The organism is Streptomyces sp. NPDC007905 (assembly GCF_042959345.1).
GTDB lineage: Bacteria > Actinomycetota > Actinomycetes > Streptomycetales > Streptomycetaceae > Streptomyces.
This window is the reverse complement of sequence record NZ_JBIBKS010000010.1, coordinates 15,681-39,489: the sequence shown is the minus strand read 5'-3', so window position 1 is coordinate 39,489 and position 23,809 is coordinate 15,681. Positions and strand designations below refer to the sequence as shown.

The window sequence follows — 23,809 nt, the reverse complement described above, 5'->3', positions numbered from 1 at the left end:
CATGGCGTTAGAGTACCGCAGGCCTTGAGCAAGCCGCGACGCGCTTCCGTATGCCTTGTGGACATGCCACGAACCCGACCGGAACCGAACGAAAGTCAAGGGTTACTTCGCGTAACAGCCATTAAGGGACATTGGCCCAGTCGCATTGTCCTTTGATAACAACGCAATAACTCAAACCTCGTACTGATCGGTATGGCTCCACTTAGAGTTCGGCAGCGGGACCGCTTTCCCGAAACTGCTCGGAGTTGCCCCCATGAACCCTCGTCGTAGTAACAGCTCGCTCCCCAAACCGGGCCGGTCGGCCTATGGGGTGGCATCCGCTGTCATCCTGCTGCTCATACCCGTGATCGTGCTGGTCGGAGGCAGCCAGTTCCGCGAGTTCCTGAACTTCGGTGCGGGCGTGCTGTCCCTGGTCTCGCTCAGTTGCTCGGTGATCTGGGGCCTGTTCGCCCAGGACCGGATCTTCCTGAACACGCGCCAGCGGATCGTCGGCCAGGCGGTGCACCGGACGACAGCGGTCGCCTCGATCGCGTTCCTGCTGCTGCACATCACCACGAAGATCGCGCTGGACCACACCAAGCTGATCGCAGCGATCATCCCGTTCTCGCTCGGCCTCACCGGAAGCGCCGGCCTGATCGGACTCGGCTCACTGGCGGGCCTGCTGATGATCTTCGTGGGCGTCACCGGCGCCCTGCGCAGCAACTTCGCCGCCCCGGCCCCCGTCGCCGCCCGCTGGCGGGCCATGCACATGCTGGCGTACCCCGCCTGGTGCGCGGCGCTGATCCACGGGCTCTACGCGGGTCGCCAGGCGAAGCCGATCTTTGTGATCCTCTACAGCCTGTCCCTGCTGGGCGTCATGGGCGCCCTGGCGCTGCGCTCGGCCCCGCGTCCCTTCAAGCGCAAGGTCGCCGACCGGCTCGTCGCCCTCCTGGGCAGCTCCGAGCGGCCCGGCATGGACGATCTGGAGGCGAGCCGTTCCCGGGTCGCCGAGTCCGGCCCCCAGGGCTTCGAGGGACGGCGCGAGCCGAGGGCGCGCCCCGCCGAGGCCCCGACCCGCTCCGCGCCGCTGTACCAGACCCCGATGGCCCCGGCCGTCGAGGCCGCCTCCGGCTTCGCCGCCGCCTACCGGGCGGTGCAGATGCCCGGCTCCCAGCAGCCGTTCGCGCCCGGCCCGACGACGCGCATGGACCTGCCGCTGGACCTGCAGGCCACGGAGGCGATGCCGCGCGTGGACGGCCCGTCCAGCACCTCGGGCAGCTGGCCGATCCCGTCGCCGCCGCCGGTCGGCGAGGCCCCGCCGTCGGCGTACGACCCGCTCCAGGACACCGGATACAACATCCCGGCCTACGGCAATCCGGGCACCGCCGGCTACGGCCGGAGTGACATGTACGACACCGGTGAGACGAACAACCGCTATGGGACGTACAACTCGAACGACACGTTCAACGGCGGTCCCGCCACCGAGACAAACCCCGGTGCCTCGTACGACGCACCGGGTTCGGGCGAACCCTGGAACACGCCTTCCGGAGGCTATAGGTGAACGAGGCCCTGCCCGACGTACCCGAAGTCCGCGTGGTCGGTCTTCCCGTGCTCACGTCGGGCTTCGACCTTGTGGAGCGGCTCGACCTGCCCATGCACCTCAAGGTGCACGGGCCGCTCGACCCGCTCGGCGGTGAACAGCTCGCCCAGCTCGCCGAGCGCATCAACCTCAAGGGGCGCGGCGGCGCGGGCTTCCCCTTCCACAAGAAACTGCGCTCGGTCGCCGAGACGGCGATCAAGCGGGGCGTGCGGCCGGTCGTCGTCGTCAACGGCAGCGAGGACGAACCGGCCTGCCGCAAGGACACGGTGCTCATCAACCGCGCCCCGCACCTCATCCTGGACGGCGCGCTGCTGTGCGCCGAGGCCCTCGGCGCCCGCACGCTCGTGATCGGGGTCACCCGGGAGTCCACGCAGCGCTCCATGGAGGCCGCGCTCGCCGAGCGCGGCCTGAGCAACAGCCGCCGGTCGGCCCTGCGCGCGTGGGTGCAGCGCAACCCGGTGCGCATGGTCACCGGCGCCGCCGCGTCGCTGATCCGCTCGGTGGACGGCGGCCCGGCGATCCCGCCCGGCCGCAAGATCAGCGCCTCGCAGAGCGGCGTCGGCGGGGCGCCCACGCTGCTGTCGAACGCGGAGACCTTCGCGCAGCTGGCCATCGCCGCCCGGATCGGCCCCGAGCGCTACGGCAACACCGGCCTGTACGACGAGCCGGGCACCGTCATGCTCACGGTCTCCGGCGCGGTCGCCCGCCCGATGGTGATCGAGGTCCCCACGGGCGTGCCGCTGCGCTACGTACTGCAGCTGGCCGGTGCCCCGCCGGTGCCGCAGGGTGTGCTGACCGGCGGTTACCACGGCAAGTGGATCGACTCGGCGACCGTCAACGAGGCGATCGTCTCGCGCAACTCGCTGGACGCGGTGGGAGGTTCGCTGGGCGCGGGCGCGATCCTGCCGATCAGCCAGGACACCTGCCCGCTGGGCGAGTCGCTGCGGGTGGCCCAGTGGCTGGCCGAGGAGAGCGCCGGCCAGTGCGGCCCCTGCTACCTCGGACTGCCCGCCGCCGCGCGCGGTATGGAGGACATCCTCAACGGCGGCGGACCGGCGGCCCTGGAGGCGCTGAAGCAGGTCGCGAAGAACGTGAAGCGGCGCGGGGCGTGTTCGCACCCCGACGGCTCCGCGATGTTCCTGGAGTCGACCATCAAGGCGTTCACCGACGACCTGGCCGCGCATGTCCTCGGAAACGGCTGCGGACGGCCGGTGGAGGGCGTTCTGCCGCTCTTCGACGGGGGCAGGGCCCCTACGGGCATCCCGGGCGGCGGAGAGCCCGCAGAGACCGGCTCCAGCCGCCAGAAGATCTACGTCGACTGGACGCTGTGCCGGGGCCACGGACTGTGCGCCGACATCCTCCCGGAGGTCTTCGAACTGGGCGCGGACGGCTTCCCGACCGTGGCGCAGGCGCAGGTGCCGCGCTACGCGGAGGCGAAGGCGCTGCGCGCGGTGCGCCGGTGCCCGGCCCTGGCGCTGCGCATCGAGGAGGACACGCGCGGGCAGGCGCCGTCGCGCAACCTGCCCGTCCTTTCCCAGGGCCGCGGCCGCCGCGCCCTCGGCCGCTGAGCGAACAGACGGCGGGTCACCCGGCTCCGGGTGACCCGCCGTCGTGTCGTGTGCTCCGGAATGTGTCGTGGAACACGTCGAAGGCGGACCACCCGTTCGGATGGTCCGCCTTCGATTTCTGTGGAGCTAAGGAGAATTGAACTCCTGACCTCCTGCATGCCATGCAGGCGCTCTACCAACTGAGCTATAGCCCCTCGCGGCCATGCGGCGGAGCCGCATGTTCACCGTGCCGCCCGGTTTCCCTGGCGGCGACGCCAACATTACACGGTCACCGGGGTGCACCACCAAATCGGTTTCCTGTCTGCTCTGGTACAGGCGCTAATGTCCCCTTTCGTGACCGTGATCGCGTTCTCCGGACCCCGGCGCCGGTTGCCGGTGGCCGTGGGCGCGTGTCTGGTGTCGTTCACGGCGTTCTGGCTGGCCCAGCGGGCCGCACACGTGTCGATGATCGACCTGATGGTGTACCGGGCCGAGGGAGCCACCGTCCGTGCGGGAGGCGACCTGTACGCCCTGCGGGCAACCGCCGCGCACCTGCCCCCCACCTACCCGCCGTTCGCGGCCCTGCTGTTCACCGCGCTGACCCTGCCGGGCACCGTGACCCTGCGCACGCTGGCGACGGCCGGGAACCTCGCCCTCCTCGTGGTGTTCGTACGCCTGTCGCTGAAACTCGTCGGCCACGCGCGCGCGGAGAGCGTCTGGTGGGTCGCGGCAGTGGCCGTGTGGTGCGAGCCGGTGTGGACGACCCTGCGCTACGGCCAGGTCAATCTGCTGCTGGCCGCCCTGGTGCTGTGGGACCTTTCCCGCCACCCCGCCGGCCGGTACGACCGCTGGGCCGGGGCGGGCCTCGGACTCGCCGCGGCGGTCAAGCTGACACCCGCGCTGTTCCCGGTGTTCCTCCTCGCCGCGGGCGTCGCGGCCCGTCTCGGCGGCGGAGACGGGGGACCGTGGCTGCGGCACGCGCGCGGGGCGGCCACCGCGTTCGCCGGGGCGACGCTGCTCGCGGCGGCCGCCCTGCCGTACGACTCATGGCGGTACTGGACCGACACGGTGTTCCGCCCGGACCGGGCCGGGCACCCGGAGAGCACCGCCAACCAGGCCCTGCGTGGCGTTCTGGCGCGTCTGTTGCAGACGCCCTACCCGGGAGCCGTCTGGGTCGCCGCCGCGGCCGTGGTGGCCGCCCTGGGGCTCACGGTGGCGGTGACGGCCGAGCTGCGGGGCATGCGGTCCTGGGCGGTGTGCGCCTGCGCCGTCACGGCGCTGCTGATCAGCCCGGTGTCGTGGACGCACCATTGGGTGTGGTGCGTGCCTGTGGTGCTGCTGCTGTGGACACGCGGACGCCGGGCGGCCGCCACGGGCACGGCGCTGATCTTCTGCTCGTACGTCCCCTGGTGGGCGCCGCACGGCACCGGGCGCCCCGAACTGCACCAGACGGGCGCCCAGTTGACCCTGTCGGCCCTCTACGCGGGGGCCGGCGTGCTCTTCCTCGGGCTGACCCCGACATCGTTCCCGAGGTCCCGGCCGCGGTCAGGAGCCCGTCAAGCGGTGACGAAGGAGTAGAACCTCTTGAGCGTGCAGTGCTCCTCGAGCAGGCGCCCGTAGATCGGCTCCCCCTCCAGCTCACGGTAGGTCTCGATCGGGTCGCCCTTTATGATCAGCGCCCGCGCGCATTCCTCGCACCAGTACTGGTAGTCGGGATTGACCGGTTCCATGTCACGGACGATGGGCGTACCGCTCCCACACCAGTCGCACTTTCGCCTGTGTGCACCCATCGATCAGCTCCAGCTGTGGCCGCAGGCCGTGCACACGTAGGAAATTCCGCCGTTGTCGCCGAGCACTTGGGCCACGTGCGCGGAACCGCAGGAAGGGCAGCTGAGCCGGGTGGTCGTGCCCCGAATCAACGCCGCACCGAGGAGGTGGCCGACCTCCCCAAGGATGCTCGCAGGCATCGCTACTCCCTCCCGTCGGGTCGCGCCCCCTTCCGGCCGTTTGATTCTGCCACGGCCGGACCAATACGGTCAGCGACGCCTCAGTACCAGTCCGGACACAGCCCCCACCGCGGCCGTTCCGGCCAGCGCCCACGCGCTCACGGAGAACGCCGCCGCAGAGGTATACGCCCCCGGGCCCGCGAGTGACTCAAGCCGGTTCAGGAACAGTGTGCCGAAGGTCGCAACCCCGATCAGCTGACCGAGCTGGACGACCGTCGCCAGCAGCCCACTGGCGTCCGCCGCGTCCTCGGGCCGCACGGCGGCCAGCGCGCCCGTGAGCGTCGGACTGAAGGCGAGGGCGAGCCCGACCCCCACACCGGCGTAGCCGGCGTAGAGCACCGCTCCCCCGTCGCCGCCGTCGTGGAAGGCGAGGCCCACCACGGCCAAGGAGAGGGCCGTGAGCGCGAACCCGGCAGGGGTGAGCGCCCGCTGCCCGGCGGCCGGCCACTTCCGCCAGGTCAGACTGACCGCGCCGAAGACGACCGCGGTCGGCGCGAAGCTCAGGCCGGCCCGCAGGGCGCTGTAACCCAGGCCGCCCTGGACGTGCAGGGTCAGCGCGAAGAGAAATCCGGCGTTGAGCGACATGACGGCCAGGATGCGGAACACGGCCAGGCCGATGCCGGGGTGGCGCAGGACCCGGGGTGCGATCAGCGGGGCGCCGCCGCGCCGGGCGAGCCGGGACTCGTAGCCACAGAAGACGGCGAACAGGAGCACGGCGGCGCCCAGCGAAAGCCAGGACCACCTTGGCCAGCCCTCTTCCTGTCCGAGCACCAGCGGCACGGTCAGCAGCGACACGGCTGCGCCGAGCAGAACGAGGCCGGGCAGGTCCAGGGCGCGTGCCCGCTCGGGCTCCGCTGTGCGGCCCCTCGGCAGGACCCGCCTGCCCAGCACCAGCAGGACCGCGCCCACCGGCACGTTGACCAGGAACACCGGCCGCCATCCGGTGCCGAGCAGGTCGGCGCTGACCAGCACACCTCCGACGATCTGCCCAGCCGCCGCACCGACGGCGAGGACCGCCGAGTAGGCGCCGAGCGCCCGGGCCCGGGCCTCGCCGGTGAAGGAGCGCTGGATCAGGCTCAGCACCTGCGGGATCATCAGCGCCGCACCGGCGCCCTGCACCAGCCGGAACACGATCAGTTCGGTCGAGCCCTGCGCCAGGCCGCAGGCGAGCGAAGCGGCCGTGAAGACGGCGAGCCCGGCCAGGTGGACCCGGGCGTGGCCGAGCCGGTCACCTAGCCGGGCGCCGGTGATCAGCAGCACGGAGTAGCTGATGGTGTAGCCGGCGATCACCAGCTGCAGGTCGGCGCCCGAGGCGTGGAGATCGGAACCGATGGTGGGGGTGGCGACGTTCACGATGAAGACGTCGAGGGCTGCCATGAACAGGGCGGTCAGCAGGACCCGGAGCAACAGCCGGGACCGGTTGTCAGTGACGGGTGCTTCACTGTGCGTGACAGGAAACCCATTGTGACGGACGGGGGGAGCACTGTCAGTGTCAGACGCTTCACTGTCAGTGGCAGGTGCTTCACTGATCGCAGGGTTCGGAACGGGCGCGGAACTCGGCCCGGGCCGGGGTGTCGTCGTCATGGCATCGAGCCTGACGACGGGCCGGTACAGGTGCCGAGTGCCCACCGATGCTGGTACTGGCAGCACCTGGCAGCGCCCGGGCCGGGTGCCGACGATGGAAACGGGACGACGGGGGACGGGGGCGTACGCCGATGGGGACGACGACACAACGCCGCAGGCCGGAGCTGGCCGCCTTTCTACGCAGCAGGCGGGCCCGGGTGACACCGGCCGACGTGGGCATGCCGCCGGGGCTGCGGCGGCGCACGCCCGGGCTGCGCCGGGAGGAGGTCGCCCAGCTCTCAGGCGTGGGCGTGACCTGGTACACGTGGCTGGAGCAGGGCCGGCCGATCAACGCCTCGCCGCAGGTGCTGGACGCGGTGGCGCGGACGCTGCGGCTGGACCCGCCCGAGCGGGAGCACCTGTACCGGCTGGCCGAGGTGCCCTTCGATCCGGCCCCGGAGGGCATGGCCCGCCGGACCGGCCCGGAAGTGCAGGGCATCATCGACGCCCTCGACCCGCTGCTCGCGGTGGTCTACAACTCGCGGTACGACGTCCTGGCCACCAACCCGGCCTACCGCGATCTGTTCGTGGTGCCGGAGACCCTCCGGATCGGTGTGCCCAATGTGCTGTGGACGCTGTTCACGGTGCCGGAGGAGACATGTCCGGTGGTGCACCGCGAGCGCGAGCTGCCGGTGATGGTGGCGACGCTGCGGTCGGCGTACGGCAGACACGTGGGCGAGCCGGCCTGGGAGGAGTACATACGCGCGCTGTCGGCGGCGAGCCCCTACTTCGCGCTGCTGTGGGAGAGCGGTGAGGTGACGCCGCCGGGGCCGCGAGTGAAGACGTTCCGTCACCACGGGGTGGGCGAGATGCGGATGACCTCGCAGTCCCTGTCCATCGACGGGATGCCCGAGTGCCGGATCGTGGTCTACACCCCGGAGGACGAAGAGGCGCGTACGAAGGTCGCGTTGCTGAGGGAGCGGAGACAGCGGCTGTGGCCACCGACGGACGGGGAGGCCGCCGAGCCCATCCGCCGATGAAACGCAGCAGATCCCGCCCCCCTGAGGGGACGGGATCCTCATCACCGATCCTTGACAACTCAACAGAGTGTCGATCTGTGGAGCTAAGGAGAATTGAACTCCTGACCTCCTGCATGCCATGCAGGCGCTCTACCAACTGAGCTATAGCCCCTGGTGTTCTTCCCGCGCGGCGAGGCGAACAAGAAGAACTTTAGCCTGTGACCTGCCGGAAAGTGAAATCCGGGTCCCGGGCCGGGGACGGCGGACCGGGGAGGCTCAGTCGTCGTCGCCGAGGACGGGCTCCGGAAGGGTGCCCGCGTTGTGCTCCAGCAGACGCCAGCCGCGGGCGCCCTCGCCGAGCACGGACCAGCAGCAGTTGGAGAGACCGCCGAGGCTCTCCCAGTGCGGGGCCTCCAGGCCGAGGAGACGGCCGATGGTGGTGCGGATGGTGCCGCCGTGACTGACCACCACGAGGGTGCCGTCCTCGGGCAGCTTCTCGGCGTGCCGCAGCACGACGGGAGCGGCGCGTTCGGCGACCTCGGTCTCCAGTTCGCCGCCGCCGCGGCGGACCGCCTCGCCGCGCTTCCAGGCGGCGTACTCCTCGCCGTAGCGGGCGATGATCTCCTCGTGCGTCAGCCCCTGCCAGACGCCTGCGTAGGTCTCGCGCAGGCCCTCGTCGCGGATGATGTCGAGGCCCGTGAGGGCGGCCAGCTCGGCGGCCGTGTCCGCGGCCCGCCGCAGGTCCGAGGAGACGATCGCGTCAGGGGCCAGGGAGGCGAGCAGCCGGGCGGCGCGGCGGGCCTGGCCGATGCCGGTCTCGGTCAGCTCGACGTCCGTGGTGCCCTGGAAGCGGCGTTCCACGTTCCACGAGGTCTGGCCGTGCCGCCACAGGATGATGCGGCGGCCCCTGCCCTTGCGGTCGCTCACCTCGCCGGTGGCGCTCATCGCCACTCCCCGCCCGGCTCTTCGGCGTCCTGCAGCTTGGCGTGCTCCTCGGCCTTGCCGCGGGTGGCCTTGGCGTCGGCGGGCAGCTCCAGCTCGGGGCAGTCCTTCCACAGCCGCTCCAGGGCGTAGAAGACCCGCTCCTCGCTGTGCTGGACGTGCACGACGATGTCGACGTAGTCGAGCAGGATCCAGCGCGAGTCGCGGTCGCCCTCGCGGCGTACCGGCTTGGCGCCGAGTTCCTTCAGCAGGCGCTCCTCGATCTCGTCGACGATCGCCTTGACCTGGCGGTCGTTCGGCGCGGAGGCCAGCAGGAATGCGTCCGTGATCGACAGGACGTCGCTGACGTCGTAGGCGATGACGTCGTGGGCGAGCTTGTCGGCCGCCGCCTGCGCGGCGGTGTTGATGAGCTCAAGGGAACGATCGGTGGCGGTCACTACATGGCTTTCCGTCAAGGGGTCACTTGACACCAAGGGTCTCACGGACCGCCTGGCGCACCCCACGTGATTACCGCATCACATGGGGTGCCCCGGCCGCTGTCAGGAGGAGGCGGGCTTGTAGTCGCTGCCGAGGACGACCGAAACGTCGGCCCCGGAGGAGACGGTGCCCTTGGTCACCGAGCCGGCGGGCAGGCCGAGGGTCTTGGCGACCTCGGTGGCGTTCGCCTTGTCGGCGGCATCGGCGTAGAGCACCTTGGAGGTGGCCTGGGTGCCGGACTCGGTGCCGCCCTCGAGGAAGGTGAAGCCGCCGTTGAGGAGGACCACGCGGGCCTTCTCCGTGTCGTCCTTCACGCCGGTGGCGTTCTGGACGGAGACCCGGACCGCGGAGCCCGCGTCGGGGCTCTTGGCGGTGCCGCCGAGGATGTCCTTCACCACGCTGCCGCTGGTCCTGGCGCTCAGCGTGCCGTCGGACTGCACGGGAAGCAGGGCCGTCCGGTAGTCGCCGCCCTTGGCGAGGTCCGCGAGCCTGGCGAGGAAGCTGCCGAGGTCCTTGTCGGTCAGCGGCGGGTCGAGAATCTGCGCGAGGGTCTGCACGGTGGTCGTGGCGTCCGCCGGATCGGAGGAGACCTTGCGCAGTACGCCCTGCATGACCTGCCCGAACCGCTCCAGCTGGGCGTTCTGGGCCTCGCCGGCGGCGCGGTAGGTGGCGTAGGCGACGGCCATCTTGCCGCTGAGGGTCTGGCCCTTGCCCTGGTGGACCAGTGGCGAGGTGTTCTTCTTCTTGGCGTCCGGGTCGGGTACGTCGGCATTGGTGTCGATGTCGATGTTGCCGACCAGGTCGACGAGGTTCTGCAGGTAGGGAGTGTCCAGGCGCCAGGTGCCCTGGATGTCGGTGCCGAGGACGGTGTCGAGCTGGTCGCGGGTGCCGGAGGCGCCGTCGTCGTCGACCGACTTGGCGAGGGTCGTGGTGGAGCCGTCGTCGCCGCTCAGCGCGAGGGAGTTGGGCAGCAGGACGGTGGTGCCCTGTTTGGTGGTGGTGTTGTCGACCAGCAGTGCCGTGGAGGTGCCGCCCTTGCCGGTGTTGTGCAGGTGGACGACGATCACGTCGCGTTTCTGGGCGCTCACCGGCGTCGCCGTGCCCGTTTTGGAGCCGGACGAGGACAGGCCGGGCAGTTTCCCGGCGTACCAGAGGTAGCCGACGCCGCCGACGGCGACGAGGGCGAGGACGACGACGAGGGCGGTGACCCGGGCGCGGGCGCGACGGCGGGCCTCCTCGCGGCGCTCGGTGCGGTTCTCGGTGAACTTCAGCCAGTCGATGACGTCCTCGGAGTCACCGTCCGGGTCCTCCACGAAGGCGAACTGCTCGGTGTGGTACTCCCGTTCCCCGGAGGTCGCCTGCTCGGGCTCGTCCGGGGCATGAGCCGGCTCGGCCGGACCGGCCTGCTGCGGGATGTACGCGGTCTGTTCGGCGACGCGGTGCTGCTGCTGCCCGCTGGTGGCCGCCTGCCCGTAGGGGTCCGGGGTGGCGGCGCGGTGCGTGCCGGTGCCGTACGGGTCGTACGGGGCCTGCGAGCGATAAGCGTCGTAGGAGGGTGCGGCGGGCGGCTGTTGACCGGTGTCGTAGGGGTCGTAGGAGGGCGGCTGCTGCTGGCCGCCCGTAGCGTACGAGTCGTAGCCGTAGCCCTGCTGGGCGTACGGGTCGTACGGCTGCTGCGGCGCCTGCTGTGCCGGGATCTGCCGGTACACGGGCTGCCCGTGCTCGTCGTAGCCGACGAGTTCGTACGGGGCGGCGCCGTAGCCGGCGTCACCTGTGTCGTATCGGTCGTTCACCGGTGCCCCTCTCGGCTCACTCGCCGCGGTACAGCTCGCGCTTGTCGATGTAGCGCACGACTCCGTCCGGCACCATGTACCAGATGGGGTCGCCCTTGGCGACTCTCGCACGGCAGCCTGTGGAGGAGATGGCGAGCGCCGGCACCTCGACGAGCGAGACGCCGCCCGCCGGCAGGCCCGGGTCGGTCAGGTGGTGCCCGGGCCGCGTGACGCCGATGAAGTGCGCGAGGGAGAACAGCTCCTCCGAGTCCCGCCAGGTCAGCAACTGGGCGAGGGCGTCCGCGCCGGTGATGAAGAACAGGTCGGTGTCGGGGTTGAGGGCCCGCAGGTCGCGCAGCGTGTCCACGGTGTAGGTGGGGCCGCCGCGGTCGATGTCGATGCGGCTGACGGAGAACTGCGGGTTCTCGGCGGTCGCGATGACCGTCATCAGATAGCGGTCCTCGGCCGGGGAGACTTTGCGGTGGGACTTCTGCCACGGCTGGCCGGTGGGCACGAACACCACCTCGTCCAGCTGGAACTGGGCCGCGACCTCGCTGGCCGCCACGAGGTGCCCGTGGTGGATCGGGTCGAAGGTTCCGCCCATGACGCCGAGGCGGCGCTTGCCCGTGTGGGCGGGGCCGTTGCCCGGCCCGTACGCCGGGGTCTTCACCGTGCCGGCCGCCGGGTCGGCGTTCTTGGCGGCGGCGCCGGCCGTGTGCGCGGCCGCTTCGTTCGCCGGACCGGTAGGCATGTCCTGCTCTCCCATGCGTGCAGACCCTACCGGCCCGGTCTGAGGGCCCCGGCGGGGGACGGGGTCCCGGGTCAGCGGTCGCGGTTGAAGCGGGTGGTGATCCACAGGAGCAGCAGCAGGATGATGAAGGCGCCGCCGCCGGTGACGGCCGGGTTGAGGCTGTTGTGGTTGCCGCCGTGCTCCTCGGCGAGGGTGACCAGCTGGGCAGCGGCGCGGTGGATGCTCATCTTCGGCAGGACCTATCGCGTGTGGGCGGGATAAAGATGTCGGCTCATCGTATGCGGGCGGCCCGGCGCCGATCACCCCGACTCCGCCGTTGGTGCGGGTGGCGGGGCGCGGGTCGGGCGCGGCCGGGGAACCTTCGGCGACCGTCAGTCGTCCTTCCCCTTGTAGCCGCGCAGCAGGAACCACGCGGTCAGTACGCACCCAAGGACCATCACGATCAGGACGACCCGGAGCAGGTTCCCCGCCCCGTGCTGCTGGACGGCGCTCGTGGCGGCCTCGGTCAGCCAGGCGGCTGTGGGGTGGTGCTCCATGACGCGGACTCCTTCGGCTGTACTGCCCGTCCACGGTATCTCCGCCTAGGCTGGCCTCTGCCTTGGGGGCACAGTGGGCACTCACACGCACATGGGGGAAGACATGTCCGACGACGGCCGCGAGCAGACGGGGCACGAGCGTGTGCCGAGCAGGCAGCGCAGGCGCTTCCCGGGGATCTCCTCGCGTGCGTACGAGCACCCGGCCGACCGGTCGGCCCTGGTGGCGCTGCGCAGGCTCAGCGGATTCGACACGGTGTTCAAGGCGCTCAGCGGGCTGCTTCCGGAGCGGAGCCTGAGACTGCTGTTCCTGTCCGACTCGGTGCGCGTCTCGGAGCGGCAGTTCTCGCACCTGCACGACATGCTGCTCGACGCCTGTTACATCCTGGACCTGGAGAAGGTCCCGCCGATGTACGTCACGCAGGACCCGCAGCCGAACGCGATGTGCATCGGGCTTGACGAGCCGATCATCGTGGTCACCACGGGGCTGGTCGAGCTGCTCGACGAGGAGGAGATGCGGGCGGTCGTCGGGCACGAGGTGGGCCACGCCCTGTCCGGGCACTCGGTGTACCGCACGATTCTGCTGTTCCTGACATCCCTGGCGTTGAAGGTCGCCTGGATCCCGCTGGGCAATCTGGCGATCATGGCGATCGTGACGGCGCTGCGGGAGTGGTTCCGCAAGTCGGAGCTGTCCGCGGACCGGGCGGGGCTGCTGGTGGGGCAGGACCTGCGGGCCTCCATGCGCGGCCTGATGAAGATCGCGGGTGGCAACCATCTGCACGAGATGAACGTGGACGCGTTCCTGGAGCAGGCCGAGGAGTACGAGTCCGGGGGCGATCTGCGCGACTCCGTGCTGAAGATCCTGAACGTGCTGCCCCGCTCGCATCCCTTCGCCACCCTACGGGCGGCCGAGCTGAAGAAATGGGCCGGGTCCCGGGACTACCAGCGGATCATGGACGGGCACTATCCGAGGCGCAGCGAGGACAAGGACACCTCGGTCAGCGACTCCTTCCGCGAGTCCGCCGCGAGCTACGCCAGCGATGTGAAGAGCTCCAAGGATCCCCTGATGAAGCTGGTCACGGATCTCGCGGGCGGCGCCGGCGACCTGGGTGACCGGGTCCGCCGCGGCTTCGACGGCTTCAGGACCCCGGCTCCCCCGAAGGACGGGCCGAGCGACACGCCGCCGCAGGAAGGGGACTGACCCGAGCCCTCTCACACCTCGACCCCAGTCCCCCTCACGGCTTGGCCCCGGCCTCGTTCACGGCTTTGCCCCGGGCCTCCCTCGCACCTTGGCCCCGGCGCCTCCTTCACACCTCGGCCCAGGCCCCCTCAGACCTTCGGCTGGGCCTGAGGGGCCAGCGTTCCGCACAGGGCCGTCGCGCTGTCCATCGCGAAGGGGTTGGTGCCGGCCGGGCGGCCCGTCCGGGCGGTCTGGCCGGACAGAAGGGGGCGCAGATAGGAGGTGGCGTCGTCCACGCAGGACATGGGGCCGGCCTGGAGGTAGGAAGCGATCAGCTGGAGCTCGCCCAGGCGCAGGTCGTCGGGGTCGAAGCGGAGGGTCAGCTCGCGGCGGACGGTGAACAGGGACACAGGGGCGTCGGCAGCGGCGCCGGCCGGGCGCAGGGCGTAGACGAAGATCGTGTGGGCGTCGACCTCCAGGGTGGCCGGGTCGGTTTCGGTGGCCTGCAGGGTGCCCTGGACGCGGATCCTGTCGTCGGCCAGTTCCGCGCGGGAGGGGTCGAGGCGGACCAGCCAGCCGGTGGGGGCGTGACGGCCGTCCGCCGCCGGGTGGTCGAAGCTCTGGTCGAACTGGTCGAGCTGGTCGGAGTCCAGAAGGGACCGGGCCGGGCGGACCTGGTGGCCGGTGAGCACGTCGGGGTCGAGGGAGGAGCGGACGAGGTAGTTCCTGGTGATGCTCAGGGCGGCCGTGACCTGGCTGTCGGAGAAGTGGGCGGTGCTGCGGGTGGCGGGCAGTGGTATCCCGGTGGCGCCGACCTCGAACTGGGCGGCGGGGCTGTGCGCGTAGAGGAACTCGGCGTCGGCGGCGCCGGGCACCTTTCCCTGGGGGGCGAGCGGGATGACGGTCATCCGCAGGGCCTCGACGGAGCGCCGGGCCTGCGGGGAGCTGTAGGGATGGCGGACGCCCATGTAGACCGCGGTGCCGAAGGCGACGGCGATCAGCATGGCGAGGATCAGGGCCTGCCGGGTCAGCCCCCGGCGCAGGGGCGGGCGGCGGCGTACGGCGGGCGCGTGGTCGGCCATGCGCTCCTGCGCGGAGTATTCCTGGAGGCGGGCAGCACGGACGAACGATTCGTCGAACACGACGGATCGGTACTCGTCCTCTGCACCGCCGGGGCCGCCCTCGGGTGTCCCCTCCGGTGGGTCTCCAGGCCCGCCCATACTTTCAGGGTAGGTCTCGCGGGCCTCGGGTAAACGCCGTGCTGCACGACAACTTCTGACAGGTTCTCACCAGAAGTGTGTGCGGCTGTTCAGGGCGATCGCGGGATCGCCGAGACCGCCGGCTGGGCGGAGTCGGCGGAGGCGGAGGGGGGTGAGGCCGCGCCCTGTTCCAGGCCGGTCGAGGCGGGTGAGGGCACCCGGTCGCGGGTGTTCGAGGAGGCGCCCCGGTAGACCGCGGCGAAGGCCAGCGCGACCATGCCGATGCCCACCACGAGGGCGAGCACCCAGGCGACGGGCCGGTGCCAGCGGACCTGCCTGCCGTAGGGTCCGAAGGCACCGCGGTGGTCGCCGAGGACGTAGGTGTCGTCCAGTTCGTCATCGTCCCGGTCATGACCGAAATCGGTACCTTCGGGGCCGTACCCGTCGTCGTAGCGCTCGCCTCTGGCGTGGGCTCGGCGGGCTTCTGCCTCGGAGGCCTCGGCTCTGGCCTGCGCGGCGGCCAGGAGGCGTTCGACGGCGGTCGGCTCGTGCACCACGGCCGCCTGTACGAAGGCCTCGTCGAATACCACGGAGGCGAACTCTTCGTCCGGCACCCCGTGGTCGTGGTCGTCGTCGGGCTCCCAGCCGTCAGGGAACGGCGTGCCCCCCACGTCCTCCGGCACGGATCCAGAGTAGACCTGGGGGATCAATTTGGGCAGACGGTATGGAAATTCATCCGCCTGATGAGACGTCTTTCCGCCAGGCCGTCAGCGGCGGACGTGGCCGTCGCCGGTGACGATGTACTTCGTGCTGGTCAGCTCCGGAAGGCCCATGGGACCGCGGGCGTGCAGCTTCTGGGTGGAGATGCCGATCTCGGCGCCGAAGCCGAACTGGCCGCCGTCGGTGAAGCGGGTGGAGGCGTTCACGGCGACGGTGGTGGAATCGACCAGCTGGGTGAAGCGGCGGGCCGCCTGCTGGGAGGTGGTGACGATCGCCTCGGTGTGGCCTGAGGTCCACAGCCGGATGTGCTCGACGGCCTTGTCGAGGGAGTCCACGACGGCGGCGGCGATGTCGTACGAGAGGTACTCGGTCTCCCAGTCCTCCGGGGTCGCCTCGACCACGGTGGCCTTCGAGTCCTTGGCGTGGGCCAGCACCCGCTCGTCGGCGTGCACGGTCACCCCTGCCTCGGCGAGGGCGTCGAGGGCACGCGGCAGGAACTCCGGGGCGATGTCCTGGTGGACCAGGAGGGTCTCGGCTGCGTTGCAGACGCTGACCCGCTGGGCCTTGGAGTTGATCAGGATCTCGATCGCCATGTCGATGTCCGCCTGGGCGTCGACGTAGACGTGGCAGTTGCCGGTGCCGGTCTCGATGACGGGGACGGTGGACTCGCTGACCACGGTCTGGATCAGGGAGGCGCCGCCGCGCGGGATCAGCACGTCGACGAGTCCCCGGGCGCGCATCAGCTCGCGCACGGACTCACGGCTCTCGCCCGGCACCAGCTGGACGGCGTCGGCGGGCAGCCCGGCGCCGCCGACGGCGTCGCGGATCACCCGGACGAGGGCGGTGTTGGACTCGTAGGCGGAGACCGAGCCGCGCAGCAGGACGGCGTTGCCGGACTTCAGGCAGAGGGCGGCGGCGTCGACGGTGACGTTGGGGCGGGCTTCGTAGATGATGCCGACCACGCCGAGCGGGACGCGGACCTGCCGCAGGTCGATGCCGTTGGGGAGGGTGGAGCCGCGGACGACCTCGCCGACCGGGTCGGGCAGCTTCGCGACGTCGCGGACGTCGGAGGCGATGGCGCGGATCCGCTCGGGGGTGAGGGTGAGCCGGTCGACGATGGCCTCGCTGGTGCCGTTCTCCCGGGCCTTGGACACGTCCTTGGCGTTGGCCTCGACGATCTCGCTGGTCCGGACCTCCAGGGCGTCGGCGATGGCGAGCAGCGCGTCGTCCTTCACGGCGCGCGGGAGCGGCGCGAGGTCGGCGGCGGCGGCCTTGGCCCGGTAGGCGGCCTGGGTGACCGGGGACATGGAGTCGTACGGCGAGAGCGTGGTCATGAGGGAAGGGTAGTGCGCGGCCCGGAGCGGTTCAGCCGTCGTCCCACACGGCGAGACGGGTGAAAAGGGGCGAGCCGGTCCCACGCCGGACGGTCAGGAGCCGAGCCGGTCCCACGCCGGACGGTCAGGAGCCGAGCCGGTCCCACGCCGGACGGTCAGGACCCGAGCCGGTCCCGCCGGAAGGTCAGAAGGGGTGAACCCCGACGGGTGTCGCGGGCGCCGGCCCGTACCCCTCGGCGATGCGCTGGTGGTACGTCTCCCGGTCGATGACCTCGAGCCCGACGATCTCCCAGGCCGGCAGGCCCGCGCTCTGCCGGTGCTCGCCCCACAGGCGCAGGGCGACGGCGGCCGCGTCGTGCAGGTCGCGGGCCTCCTCCCAGTACCGGATCTCCGCGTGGTCGCTCGCGTATCTGCTGGTCAACAGGAAGGGGTGGTCGTGGGCGAGCTGTTCCAGGGCGCGTCGCAGGTCCGGCAGGGGAACCTTCGCCCCGGAGACGCTGAGGGTGACGTGCCACAGGCGGGGCAGGTCCTTGGGCTCCTCGTAGTCCTGGTACGTGTCGCCGGCCGCGACGCTCGTCAGAGCACCGCGGGACGCCGCCCCAGGGCGCACTCGTCTCACGACGGCCTCCTTCACGCAATGCCCCTCGACGGAACCTGTCCCTTCAACTGCCTCTGGGAGAAAGTTGAGCAGGCCGCGGGGCTCCGCGTGGCGGTTTTACGGAACGTCCCCCACCGGGAGCCGTCCTTACGCCCCGTTTCACTGGTGGTTTTACGCGTGTTGCGAGTGCAGCAGCACCAGGTCGTCCCTGTGTACGACCTCGCGTTCGTACGCCGGGCCGAGCTCGCGCGCCAGCTCCCGGGTCGAACGCCCGATCAGCTGGGGGATCTCCTTGGCGTCGAAGTTGACGAGTCCACGGGCCACCGCACGTCCGCTGCCGTCCCGCAGCTCGACGGGGTCACCGGCGCTGAACTCGCCCTCCACGGCGGCGATTCCCGCGGGCAGCAGCGACTTGCGCCGCTCGACGACCGCGCGGACCGCGCCGTCGTCCAGCGTGAGGGAACCCTGCGGTGTGGAGGCGTGCTGGAGCCACAGCATCCGGTCGGCCGAGCGCTTGCCGGCAGGGTGGAAGTAGGTGCCGGTGTCGCCGCCGGCCAGCGCCTCCGCCGCGTGGACGGCGCTGGTCAGCACCACCGGGATGCCCGCGGCGGCCGCGATCCGGGCGGCCTCCACCTTGGTGACCATGCCGCCGGTGCCGACGCCGGCCTTGCCCGCGCTGCCGATCTCGACCTCGGCGAGGTCCTCGGGCCCGCGCACCTCCGCTATCCGCGAGGTGCCCGGCTTACTGGGATCGCCGTCGTAGACGCCGTCGACGTCGGAGAGGAGCACCAGCAGGTCGGCGTGGACGAGGTGGGCGACGAGCGCGGCGAGGCGGTCGTTGTCGCCGAAGCGGATCTCGTCGGTGGCGACGGTGTCGTTCTCGTTGACGATCGGGCAGGCACCCATGGCCAGCAGCTTGTCCAGGGTGCGGGAGGCGTTGCGGTGGTGGGCGCGGCGGCTCATGTCGTCGCTGGTGAGCAGGACCTGGCCGACGCGTACGCCGTAGCGGGCGAAGGAGGCGGTGTAGCGAGCGACGAGCAGGCCCTGGCCGACGCTGGCGGCGGCCTGCTGGCGGGCCAGGTCCCTGGGGCGGCGGCGCAGGCCCAGGGGGGCGAGGCCGGCAGCGATGGCTCCGGAGGAGACGAGGACGACCTCCTTCTCCCCGCCGCTGCGGCTCTTGGCGAGGACGTCGACCAGCGCGTCGACGCGGTCGGCGTCCAGGCCGCCCGCGGCGGTGGTCAGCGAGGAGGAGCCCACCTTGACGACGATCCTGCGGGCCTCGCCCACGGCCTGCCTTGCCCTTGCCACCTTGCCTGCTGTCCCCTCGCCCGGTTCCGGCTGCCTGTCCGGCAATCTACGCGACGGGGCCCTGTAGTGCGCACCGGTCCAGCCTCCGGACAGGCGGGCTGTAGCCATCTGCGCACGAGTCGCTTACGGCAAAAAGGTTGTGTTGGTTGCTTATAGAAATTAAAGCTGACGCAAACTTAGGTTGAAGCTTGTGTCTCCTACTGTTCGCCCTGTGAAGCGCATCCTGCTGAGATCCGGCAAGAGCCCCTATGACGTCTACACCGTGGAAGAGGCTCTCCATCAGGACGTCATGGCCACCAACGCGGGCAACCTGATCTTCCAGGACGCGGCCCACAAGATCCTCGAGGTACCGGGAACCGAGGTCGTCTCGAACGGCGGGCGGACCGAGGTGGCCGCCGCCGCCCGGATCAACGAGGAGTACGACGCCTTCGTCGTGCCGCTCGCCAACGCCTTCCGGCCCTCCTTCGAGACCGCGCTGAAGCGCCTGACCCGGCTCATCACGCGGCTCAGGATCCCGGTCGTGGTGCTCGGCGTCGGCGCGCAGACCGGGGTGAGCTACGACCCGGAGCGGCTGCGGCAGATCGAGCCGACGGTCCGCGAGTTCTGCTCGGCGGTGCTGGAGCGCAGTGCCTCGATCGGGGTGCGGGGTGAGTTCACCGAGCAGTATCTGCGGGACATGGGCTTCCGGGACGTGGAGGTGATCGGCTGCCCGTCGCTGTTCCTGTACGGCAGCGCGCTCGACGTCCGCAAGCGGGTGCCCGAGCTGACCGCTCAGTCACGGATCGCGATCAACGGTTCGCACAGCGCGGTGAAGAAGCAGGGCCTCGGCCGGATCATCACTCGCACCCACGACCGGTACCCCCACCTGCGCTTCGTCGGCCAGAACCTCAGCGACGCGCGGCAGCTGCACTGGCGCGACCTCAGCGACCCGAACGCCCAGGTGACCGCGATGCCGACGCACCCGGACCACCCGATGTACGGGGAGGACAAGGTGCGGGTGTACATCGACCCGGTCACCTGGATCGACGACCTGCGCCCCTTCGACTTCTCCTTCGGCTCCCGCATCCACGGCAACATCGCGGCGCTGCTCGCGGGGACGCCCGCGACCGTGCTGTGCGGGGACTCGCGCACGCTGGAGCTGTGCCGGTACTTCGAGATCCCGCACCAGCGGCTGGACAAGGTCGCCAAGGACCCGGAGGCGGCCGACCCGGCGCGGCTGTACGAGCAGGCCGACTTCGGCGGCCTGCTCGGCAACCACCGGGAGCGCTTCGAGCGGTTCGCCGGGTTCCTGGACAAGAACGGCCTGCAGAACACGTTCACGCACGGCGACGGCGGCGCGGCCTTCGAGGAGAAGATGGGGTCATTGGCGTTCCCGCCGGGCGTGCGCCCCTGGAACGACACCGACCTCGCCTCGCTCAGCAGCCGGTTCGGCTGGCTGCACACCCGTGTCAGCGAACTGACCCAGGACAACAACCAGTTGAGGCGGGAGCTGGCGCGGGCGCGCCGGTCCAAGGACACGGTGCCCGCTCCCGCCGCCTCCGTCTACCGGCGCGCCCGCCGCGTGATGGGCCGGGCGTTGCAGTCGGGCAAGCAGTGACTCCCTGCCTCATGGGGCACCTTCAGGCCGCCGCCGCGCCGACTCCTCCGCTGGGCAGCATCCGCCGGATCTTCCTGAGCGCCCGGCGCAGGAAGGAGGTGGCGGCGGCCTCCCGGTAACCGTCGAAGACCCGGGCCTCGCGGGGTTCGGCGAGGTAGACGTGGTCGGGGATGCCGGCCGCCTTCGACCGGAAGTGCGGGTAGATGAGGTACAGACGGGTACCGCGCTTCTCCAGGACGGCGGCGGCCTGCTTCTTCGCCTTCACGAACTCCACGACGTCCAGTAGCAGATCGGGCCGCTGCTGGGCCACCAGGTGCAGCCGCAGCCGCTCGTGCACCTTGAGCCGACGGGCCACCCCGGGCGTCCAGTAGGCGTCCATCAGCGGCTTGGCCAGCTCGAACTTGCGCCGGCGGACCTCTTCGCCGTCCTTGAGGAACTTCGGCCCGAACTGTGGCAGCAGGGTGATGAGGAAGGGCCGGACCATGAGGGTGTCGCGCTTGGCGCCCGCCGGGACCATGTCCGCGATCAGTTTCATCAGGGCGCGCGCGGAGTCGAAGCGGAGGGTGTAACTCCCGCTCTTCGTCACGTGCTTGCCGTCCTCGCGGCCGACCAGGTAGTAGCAGGTGTAGTCAGCGAGCACGGACACGCCGTTCGCCCGCAGGTACGCCTCCATGGTGAAGAGCGCGTCCTCGCCGGTCCACAGGGACTCGTCGAAGCGCATGCCGTGCTGCTCCAGCAGTTCGCGGCGGAAGAGTTTCTGCGCGCTCAGCGTGAACTTGATGTTGGAGGAGTAGACGTCGGTCCGGTCGAGCGTCTTGCCCCACATGGACTTCGGCGGGATTCGGTTGATGCCCTCGACCCGGCCGAGGACGACGTCGGTGCCGTTCTTGTCGGCCATGGCGACCATGCGCTCCAGGGCCTCGGGCCCGAGCCGGTCGTCGGCGTCGAGGAAGAAGACGTAGCGTCCGGCGGCCTTGCCGAGGCCGACGTTGCGCGGGCCGCTGGGGCCGCCGGAGTTCTCCTGCCGGATGACGGTGACCGGCATGGGGGCGCGGGCCGCGAACTCCTCCAGGTACTCCCCCGTGCCGTCCGTGGAGCCGTCGTCGACGGAGATGACCTCCATACGTGCCGGGTCGATGGTCTGTGCCTCGACGGACGCCAGGCACTCGACCAGGTATGGCATCGCCTCGTACGCCCCGATGATCACACTCACATCAGGCTGCGTCACGACGGTCACAATTCCCCCTAGTCAACTGAATAATTCTCCCGTATAGCCTCAATCGCACCTTGTTAGACGGGCTTCCCGTGGAAGCGGTTGCCTCACGTTCGGTGATGAGTGATGTACGTCACGCGGGCGTACGGCGGGCACGGGCGGCGGATACATCGGACAGTACGCTCGGCCGGTAAGAGCTGCTCACCCTCGGGCAGCGGCACCGGTAAGAGTGCCTGGTAAGAAACCTGAACGGCGGGGAGAGACGCGAAAAGGGCCGGTCCCCGGGCTCGCTCCCGTGGACCGGCCCCGTGACGGCGGGGTCGGTACCTGTCAGCCCGCGCTCACGCCGTCCGCCTCCTCACCGGCGGACGCGCCCCGCTGGCGGGGCAGCGCGTTGGTCAGCTCGGCCGTCTCGGCGGGGTCGGCGTTGGCCGCCCCGAGCCGGGACACCTGGCCGACGTTGCGGGCCTCGGCCTTGAGGGCCAGGTTGGCGACCGCGGTGTTGAACTGGTCGATCGACTTCGGCTCGTCCGGGCCCAGCAGGTAGCGCTTCAGCTCTCCCCGGTCCTTCGCCAGCGGGTCGCTGGACGGGTCGCGTACGGCGTCCAGCAGATCGCCCAGCTCCGCCGCGCTGTTGGACAGGATCGTCGCGGCGCGCACCGCCGTGTTCTGCCGTTTGAACTCCTCCACGCCGAGTTCGGCGGAGTCGGTGACCGCGTACGGCTTGCCGCTCGCGATGAAGTCGGAGACCACGGAGGAGATGTCGGAGACCATCGCGTCCGAGACGTTGAAGCAGTCGTACAGACGCGGCTCGGCGCCCGTGATCACGCGGTGCTCGTGCGACGGGAACGAGCGCCAGTAGGCGCCGTTCCACTCGGCGCGCAGCCGGGCGATCTCCTCGTGCTTGTCGACGTCGACGATCCCGTCGCGGGTGGCCTCGGCCTCGTCGCCCTTGTCACCGCCGACGCCGGCCAACTCGGCGAGGCGGGCCTCGATGCGGGCCAGCTCCTCCGTGGCCCGGTCCTGGGCGGCGGTGTCGCCGGTGAAGCGGGAGTCGGCGGCGCGCTCGGCGGCGGCCTTCTCGACCAGGGCGGTGATGCACCGGTGCGCGGCGCCCGCCTCGGCGCTGACGGTGCCGGTGAAGGGGTGCGGCTTGTACAGGACACGGACCGGCGGGTCGGCCTTGACCAGCTTCTTCACGATGTTCTCGCCGGCGAGCACGATCGAGGTGTTGCCCGGGTTGCCGTCCCAGCCCTCCCAGGTCGGCGCGTAGAGCACGGTCGGGATGCGGCCGTCCGGCACGCCCTGCCAGCTCTGGATGGGGGCGAGCTGGGGGCGGCCGACCTCGACGATGTCCTCGTCGCGGACTCCGACGTCGGCGATGGCGTAGCGGTCGCGGCCCGCGCGGCCCGCGGTCCACACCTCGTCGTACACCTTGCTGTACGGGTTGACGCTGGCCAGCTTGTCGCTGTCGCCGTGGCCGATGAAGACGTGCTTCATGGTGGGCACGCGCAGCAGGTGGATGTTCTTGCCCACGTTCGCCGCGTACAGGGCGACGCGCACGGTCGACAGGTCCAGGTTCATCAGGTGCACCCCTCCGGGCACGCAGATGACGGGGACCGTGGTGGGCGCGAGGTTGGTCAGGATGGCGCGCTCGCGCAGGATGATCAGCGGCCGGGTCTCCAGCTGCTCCATCGTCTCCAGCCACATGTTGACCTGGTACGCGGAGTCCTTGGAGCCGGAGAAGTAGAGGACCGTCTCCGGCTTGTAGACGGCCAGCCAGTCGTCGACGGCGGCGAGCACGGCGTCGGCCTTCGGCGGGGTCCTCCGGCCGCGCACGTAGGGCACGAGCGCGAGGACGTACAGGCAGCCCAGGGCGATGGTGACACCGATGCCCGCGAACCCGGCGGCGGAGTCGTCCACGGCCGCCGAGACCAGGATGCAGACGACCGCGAAGAGGTCGAGGTGGAGCATCTTCTCCGCGGACCGGTGCAGCAGCCGGCGCGGCGGGGCGTCCGGGATGCGGATGCGGGACTTCAGATCGACGTTGCGGGTGGCGACCGGCATCCGGCGGCGGTTGCGGATCAGGGTGACCAGGGCGCCGTGCGGGGCCTGGAGGCCGTAGAACGCGATGAAGCAGGCGACCGCGCCGTAGAAGATCAGGTTGTCTGCGAGGGACAAACGGGCCAGCAGCAGAATCAGCAGCAGTTGGCGGATCAGAAAGCGGATCGACAGGCCTGCGCGCACCTTGCTGAGGCGGTTGACCAGGTAACTGTTCTTGCGGTGCAGAAAGTGGTCCGCCAAGTACGTCACGGCGGCCGCGGCCGCGAAGGCGGGAACGCTCGGGACGAGCGCGGCCAGCATGAGCGCCGGGAAGCCCAGGATCATGAGGGCCGCCGCGGCCAGCTCGGCCGCGCTGCCCACCCGGGCGACGCGAATAGCGGTGGATATCACTAAGAAACCTGCTCTGG

General features: G+C 70.7%; 22 protein-coding genes and 2 tRNA genes. 6 read left to right on the top strand and 18 right to left on the bottom strand.

Annotated elements, in window-relative coordinates; all coding sequences use genetic code 11:
- Window positions 1–253: 253 nt before the first annotated feature.
- Together ACFZDC_RS19045 and ACFZDC_RS19040 are read left to right on the top strand one after the other, a co-directional pair.
- Complete coding sequence (locus ACFZDC_RS19045) at window positions 254–1,540, top strand: cytochrome b/b6 domain-containing protein (RefSeq protein WP_391325171.1); 1,287 nt, start codon at window positions 254–256, stop codon at window positions 1,538–1,540.
- Window positions 1,537–3,147 (top strand): NADH-ubiquinone oxidoreductase-F iron-sulfur binding region domain-containing protein, encoded by a 1,611-nt coding sequence (locus tag ACFZDC_RS19040; RefSeq protein WP_391325170.1) that lies wholly within the window; start codon window positions 1,537–1,539, stop codon window positions 3,145–3,147. The genes ACFZDC_RS19045 and ACFZDC_RS19040 overlap by 4 nt, the downstream gene beginning before the upstream one ends.
- 121 nt (window positions 3,148–3,268) lie before the next feature.
- Here ACFZDC_RS19040 and ACFZDC_RS19035 read toward each other — a convergent pair.
- Window positions 3,269–3,341, bottom strand: a tRNA-Ala gene (locus ACFZDC_RS19035).
- 127 nt (window positions 3,342–3,468) lie between these two features.
- Between ACFZDC_RS19035 and ACFZDC_RS19030 the strand changes: the two genes are divergently transcribed.
- Window positions 3,469–4,704 carry a glycosyltransferase 87 family protein gene (locus ACFZDC_RS19030; RefSeq protein ID WP_391325167.1) on the top strand — a complete coding sequence of 412 codons (1,236 nt, stop codon included), beginning with the start codon at window positions 3,469–3,471 and terminating at the stop codon, window positions 4,702–4,704.
- Here the strand turns inward: ACFZDC_RS19030 and ACFZDC_RS19025 are convergent.
- The 3 genes from ACFZDC_RS19025 to ACFZDC_RS19015 form a co-directional block, all read right to left on the bottom strand.
- Window positions 4,683–4,916, bottom strand: a complete 234-nt coding sequence (locus ACFZDC_RS19025; RefSeq protein ID WP_003976229.1) for a hypothetical protein — start codon at window positions 4,914–4,916, stop codon at window positions 4,683–4,685. The genes ACFZDC_RS19030 and ACFZDC_RS19025 overlap by 22 nt on opposite strands.
- 3 nt (window positions 4,917–4,919) lie before the next feature.
- On the bottom strand, window positions 4,920–5,093 hold the full coding sequence (locus ACFZDC_RS19020) for a hypothetical protein (protein WP_391325165.1): 174 nt from the start codon (window positions 5,091–5,093) through the stop codon (window positions 4,920–4,922).
- A gap of 69 nt (window positions 5,094–5,162) precedes the next feature.
- A complete protein-coding gene (locus ACFZDC_RS19015) occupies window positions 5,163–6,527 on the bottom strand; it encodes an MFS transporter (RefSeq protein WP_391325637.1) in 1,365 nt (454 codons plus the stop codon).
- A gap of 320 nt (window positions 6,528–6,847) precedes the next feature.
- Between ACFZDC_RS19015 and ACFZDC_RS19010 the strand changes: the two genes are divergently transcribed.
- Entirely contained in the window at window positions 6,848–7,735 is an 888-nt protein-coding gene (locus ACFZDC_RS19010; RefSeq protein ID WP_391325163.1) for a helix-turn-helix domain-containing protein, read from the top strand.
- Window positions 7,736–7,813: 78 nt separating this feature from the next.
- On the opposite strand, the gene ACFZDC_RS19005 is transcribed toward ACFZDC_RS19010, so the two are convergent.
- The 7 genes from ACFZDC_RS19005 to ACFZDC_RS18975 form a co-directional block, all read right to left on the bottom strand.
- A tRNA-Ala gene (locus tag ACFZDC_RS19005) sits at window positions 7,814–7,886 on the bottom strand.
- Between the two features lie 104 nt (window positions 7,887–7,990).
- A complete protein-coding gene (locus tag ACFZDC_RS19000; protein ID WP_391325161.1) occupies window positions 7,991–8,659 on the bottom strand; it encodes a histidine phosphatase family protein in 669 nt (222 codons plus the stop codon).
- Complete coding sequence (rsfS, locus tag ACFZDC_RS18995) at window positions 8,656–9,093, bottom strand: ribosome silencing factor (protein ID WP_391325159.1); 438 nt, start codon at window positions 9,091–9,093, stop codon at window positions 8,656–8,658. Before rsfS ends, ACFZDC_RS19000 begins: the two co-directional genes overlap by 4 nt.
- A 102-nt stretch (window positions 9,094–9,195) precedes the next feature.
- Window positions 9,196–10,926 (bottom strand): LytR C-terminal domain-containing protein, encoded by a 1,731-nt coding sequence (locus tag ACFZDC_RS18990; protein ID WP_391325157.1) that lies wholly within the window; start codon window positions 10,924–10,926, stop codon window positions 9,196–9,198.
- Between the two features lie 16 nt (window positions 10,927–10,942).
- The gene (nadD, locus tag ACFZDC_RS18985) at window positions 10,943–11,671 is read right to left on the bottom strand and encodes a nicotinate-nucleotide adenylyltransferase (protein ID WP_391325155.1); all 729 of its coding nucleotides are present in this window, start codon (window positions 11,669–11,671) and stop codon (window positions 10,943–10,945) included.
- 56 nt (window positions 11,672–11,727) lie between these two features.
- Window positions 11,728–11,883 carry a hypothetical protein gene (locus tag ACFZDC_RS18980; protein ID WP_391325153.1) on the bottom strand — a complete coding sequence of 52 codons (156 nt, stop codon included), beginning with the start codon at window positions 11,881–11,883 and terminating at the stop codon, window positions 11,728–11,730.
- A 144-nt stretch (window positions 11,884–12,027) separates the two neighbouring features.
- Window positions 12,028–12,192: a hypothetical protein gene (locus tag ACFZDC_RS18975; protein ID WP_391325151.1), complete on the bottom strand. Its 165-nt coding sequence runs from the start codon at window positions 12,190–12,192 to the stop codon at window positions 12,028–12,030.
- Window positions 12,193–12,295: 103 nt separating this feature from the next.
- On the opposite strand from ACFZDC_RS18975, the gene ACFZDC_RS18970 reads away from it, so the two are divergent.
- Window positions 12,296–13,390 (top strand): M48 family metalloprotease, encoded by a 1,095-nt coding sequence (locus ACFZDC_RS18970; RefSeq protein ID WP_391325149.1) that lies wholly within the window; start codon window positions 12,296–12,298, stop codon window positions 13,388–13,390.
- Window positions 13,391–13,518: 128 nt separating this feature from the next.
- Here the strand turns inward: ACFZDC_RS18970 and ACFZDC_RS18965 are convergent, their stop codons facing one another.
- The 5 genes from ACFZDC_RS18965 to proB form a co-directional block, all read right to left on the bottom strand.
- A complete protein-coding gene (locus tag ACFZDC_RS18965; RefSeq protein ID WP_391325147.1) occupies window positions 13,519–14,589 on the bottom strand; it encodes a hypothetical protein in 1,071 nt (356 codons plus the stop codon).
- Window positions 14,590–14,678: 89 nt separating this feature from the next.
- The gene (locus ACFZDC_RS18960) at window positions 14,679–15,278 is read right to left on the bottom strand and encodes a hypothetical protein (protein WP_391325146.1); all 600 of its coding nucleotides are present in this window, start codon (window positions 15,276–15,278) and stop codon (window positions 14,679–14,681) included.
- Between the two features lie 57 nt (window positions 15,279–15,335).
- Window positions 15,336–16,622, bottom strand: coding sequence for a glutamate-5-semialdehyde dehydrogenase (locus ACFZDC_RS18955; RefSeq protein WP_391325144.1), 1,287 nt, complete (start codon window positions 16,620–16,622; stop codon window positions 15,336–15,338).
- Window positions 16,623–16,806: 184 nt separating this feature from the next.
- Window positions 16,807–17,241: a hypothetical protein gene (locus tag ACFZDC_RS18950; protein WP_391325142.1), complete on the bottom strand. Its 435-nt coding sequence runs from the start codon at window positions 17,239–17,241 to the stop codon at window positions 16,807–16,809.
- Window positions 17,242–17,391: 150 nt separating this feature from the next.
- Window positions 17,392–18,507 carry a glutamate 5-kinase gene (gene proB, locus ACFZDC_RS18945; protein WP_391325635.1) on the bottom strand — a complete coding sequence of 372 codons (1,116 nt, stop codon included), beginning with the start codon at window positions 18,505–18,507 and terminating at the stop codon, window positions 17,392–17,394.
- 232 nt (window positions 18,508–18,739) lie between these two features.
- Between proB and ACFZDC_RS18940 the strand changes: the two genes are divergently transcribed.
- Window positions 18,740–20,125, top strand: a complete 1,386-nt coding sequence (locus ACFZDC_RS18940; RefSeq protein ID WP_391325140.1) for a polysaccharide pyruvyl transferase family protein — start codon at window positions 18,740–18,742, stop codon at window positions 20,123–20,125.
- Window positions 20,126–20,147: 22 nt separating this feature from the next.
- Here ACFZDC_RS18940 and ACFZDC_RS18935 read toward each other — a convergent pair whose 3' ends face one another.
- A complete protein-coding gene (locus ACFZDC_RS18935; RefSeq protein WP_391325633.1) occupies window positions 20,148–21,308 on the bottom strand; it encodes a glycosyltransferase in 1,161 nt (386 codons plus the stop codon).
- Between the two features lie 360 nt (window positions 21,309–21,668).
- Complete coding sequence (locus ACFZDC_RS18930; RefSeq protein ID WP_391325138.1) at window positions 21,669–23,792, bottom strand: hypothetical protein; 2,124 nt, start codon at window positions 23,790–23,792, stop codon at window positions 21,669–21,671.
- Window positions 23,793–23,809 lie beyond the last annotated feature (17 nt).

What these genes read in the sequence shown, in the direction of transcription:
- ACFZDC_RS19045 (WP_391325171.1), top strand. Translation starts at nt 254, where the DNA reads ATGAACCCTCGTCGTAGTAACAGCTCGCTCCCCAAACCGGGCCGGTCG.
- ACFZDC_RS19030 (WP_391325167.1), top strand. Translation starts at nt 3,469, where the DNA reads ATGTCCCCTTTCGTGACCGTGATCGCGTTCTCCGGACCCCGGCGCCGG.
- ACFZDC_RS19025 (WP_003976229.1), bottom strand. Translation starts at nt 4,916, where the DNA reads ATGGGTGCACACAGGCGAAAGTGCGACTGGTGTGGGAGCGGTACGCCC.
- ACFZDC_RS19020 (WP_391325165.1), bottom strand. Translation starts at nt 5,093, where the DNA reads ATGCCTGCGAGCATCCTTGGGGAGGTCGGCCACCTCCTCGGTGCGGCG.
- ACFZDC_RS19010 (WP_391325163.1), top strand. Translation starts at nt 6,848, where the DNA reads ATGGGGACGACGACACAACGCCGCAGGCCGGAGCTGGCCGCCTTTCTA.
- ACFZDC_RS19000 (WP_391325161.1), bottom strand. Translation starts at nt 8,659, where the DNA reads ATGAGCGCCACCGGCGAGGTGAGCGACCGCAAGGGCAGGGGCCGCCGC.
- nadD (WP_391325155.1), bottom strand. Translation starts at nt 11,671, where the DNA reads ATGGGAGAGCAGGACATGCCTACCGGTCCGGCGAACGAAGCGGCCGCG.
- ACFZDC_RS18980 (WP_391325153.1), bottom strand. Translation starts at nt 11,883, where the DNA reads ATGAGCATCCACCGCGCCGCTGCCCAGCTGGTCACCCTCGCCGAGGAG.
- ACFZDC_RS18975 (WP_391325151.1), bottom strand. Translation starts at nt 12,192, where the DNA reads ATGGAGCACCACCCCACAGCCGCCTGGCTGACCGAGGCCGCCACGAGC.
- ACFZDC_RS18970 (WP_391325149.1), top strand. Translation starts at nt 12,296, where the DNA reads ATGTCCGACGACGGCCGCGAGCAGACGGGGCACGAGCGTGTGCCGAGC.
- ACFZDC_RS18965 (WP_391325147.1), bottom strand. Translation starts at nt 14,589, where the DNA reads ATGGGCGGGCCTGGAGACCCACCGGAGGGGACACCCGAGGGCGGCCCC.
- ACFZDC_RS18955 (WP_391325144.1), bottom strand. Translation starts at nt 16,622, where the DNA reads ATGACCACGCTCTCGCCGTACGACTCCATGTCCCCGGTCACCCAGGCC.
- ACFZDC_RS18935 (WP_391325633.1), bottom strand. Translation starts at nt 21,308, where the DNA reads ATGCCATACCTGGTCGAGTGCCTGGCGTCCGTCGAGGCACAGACCATC.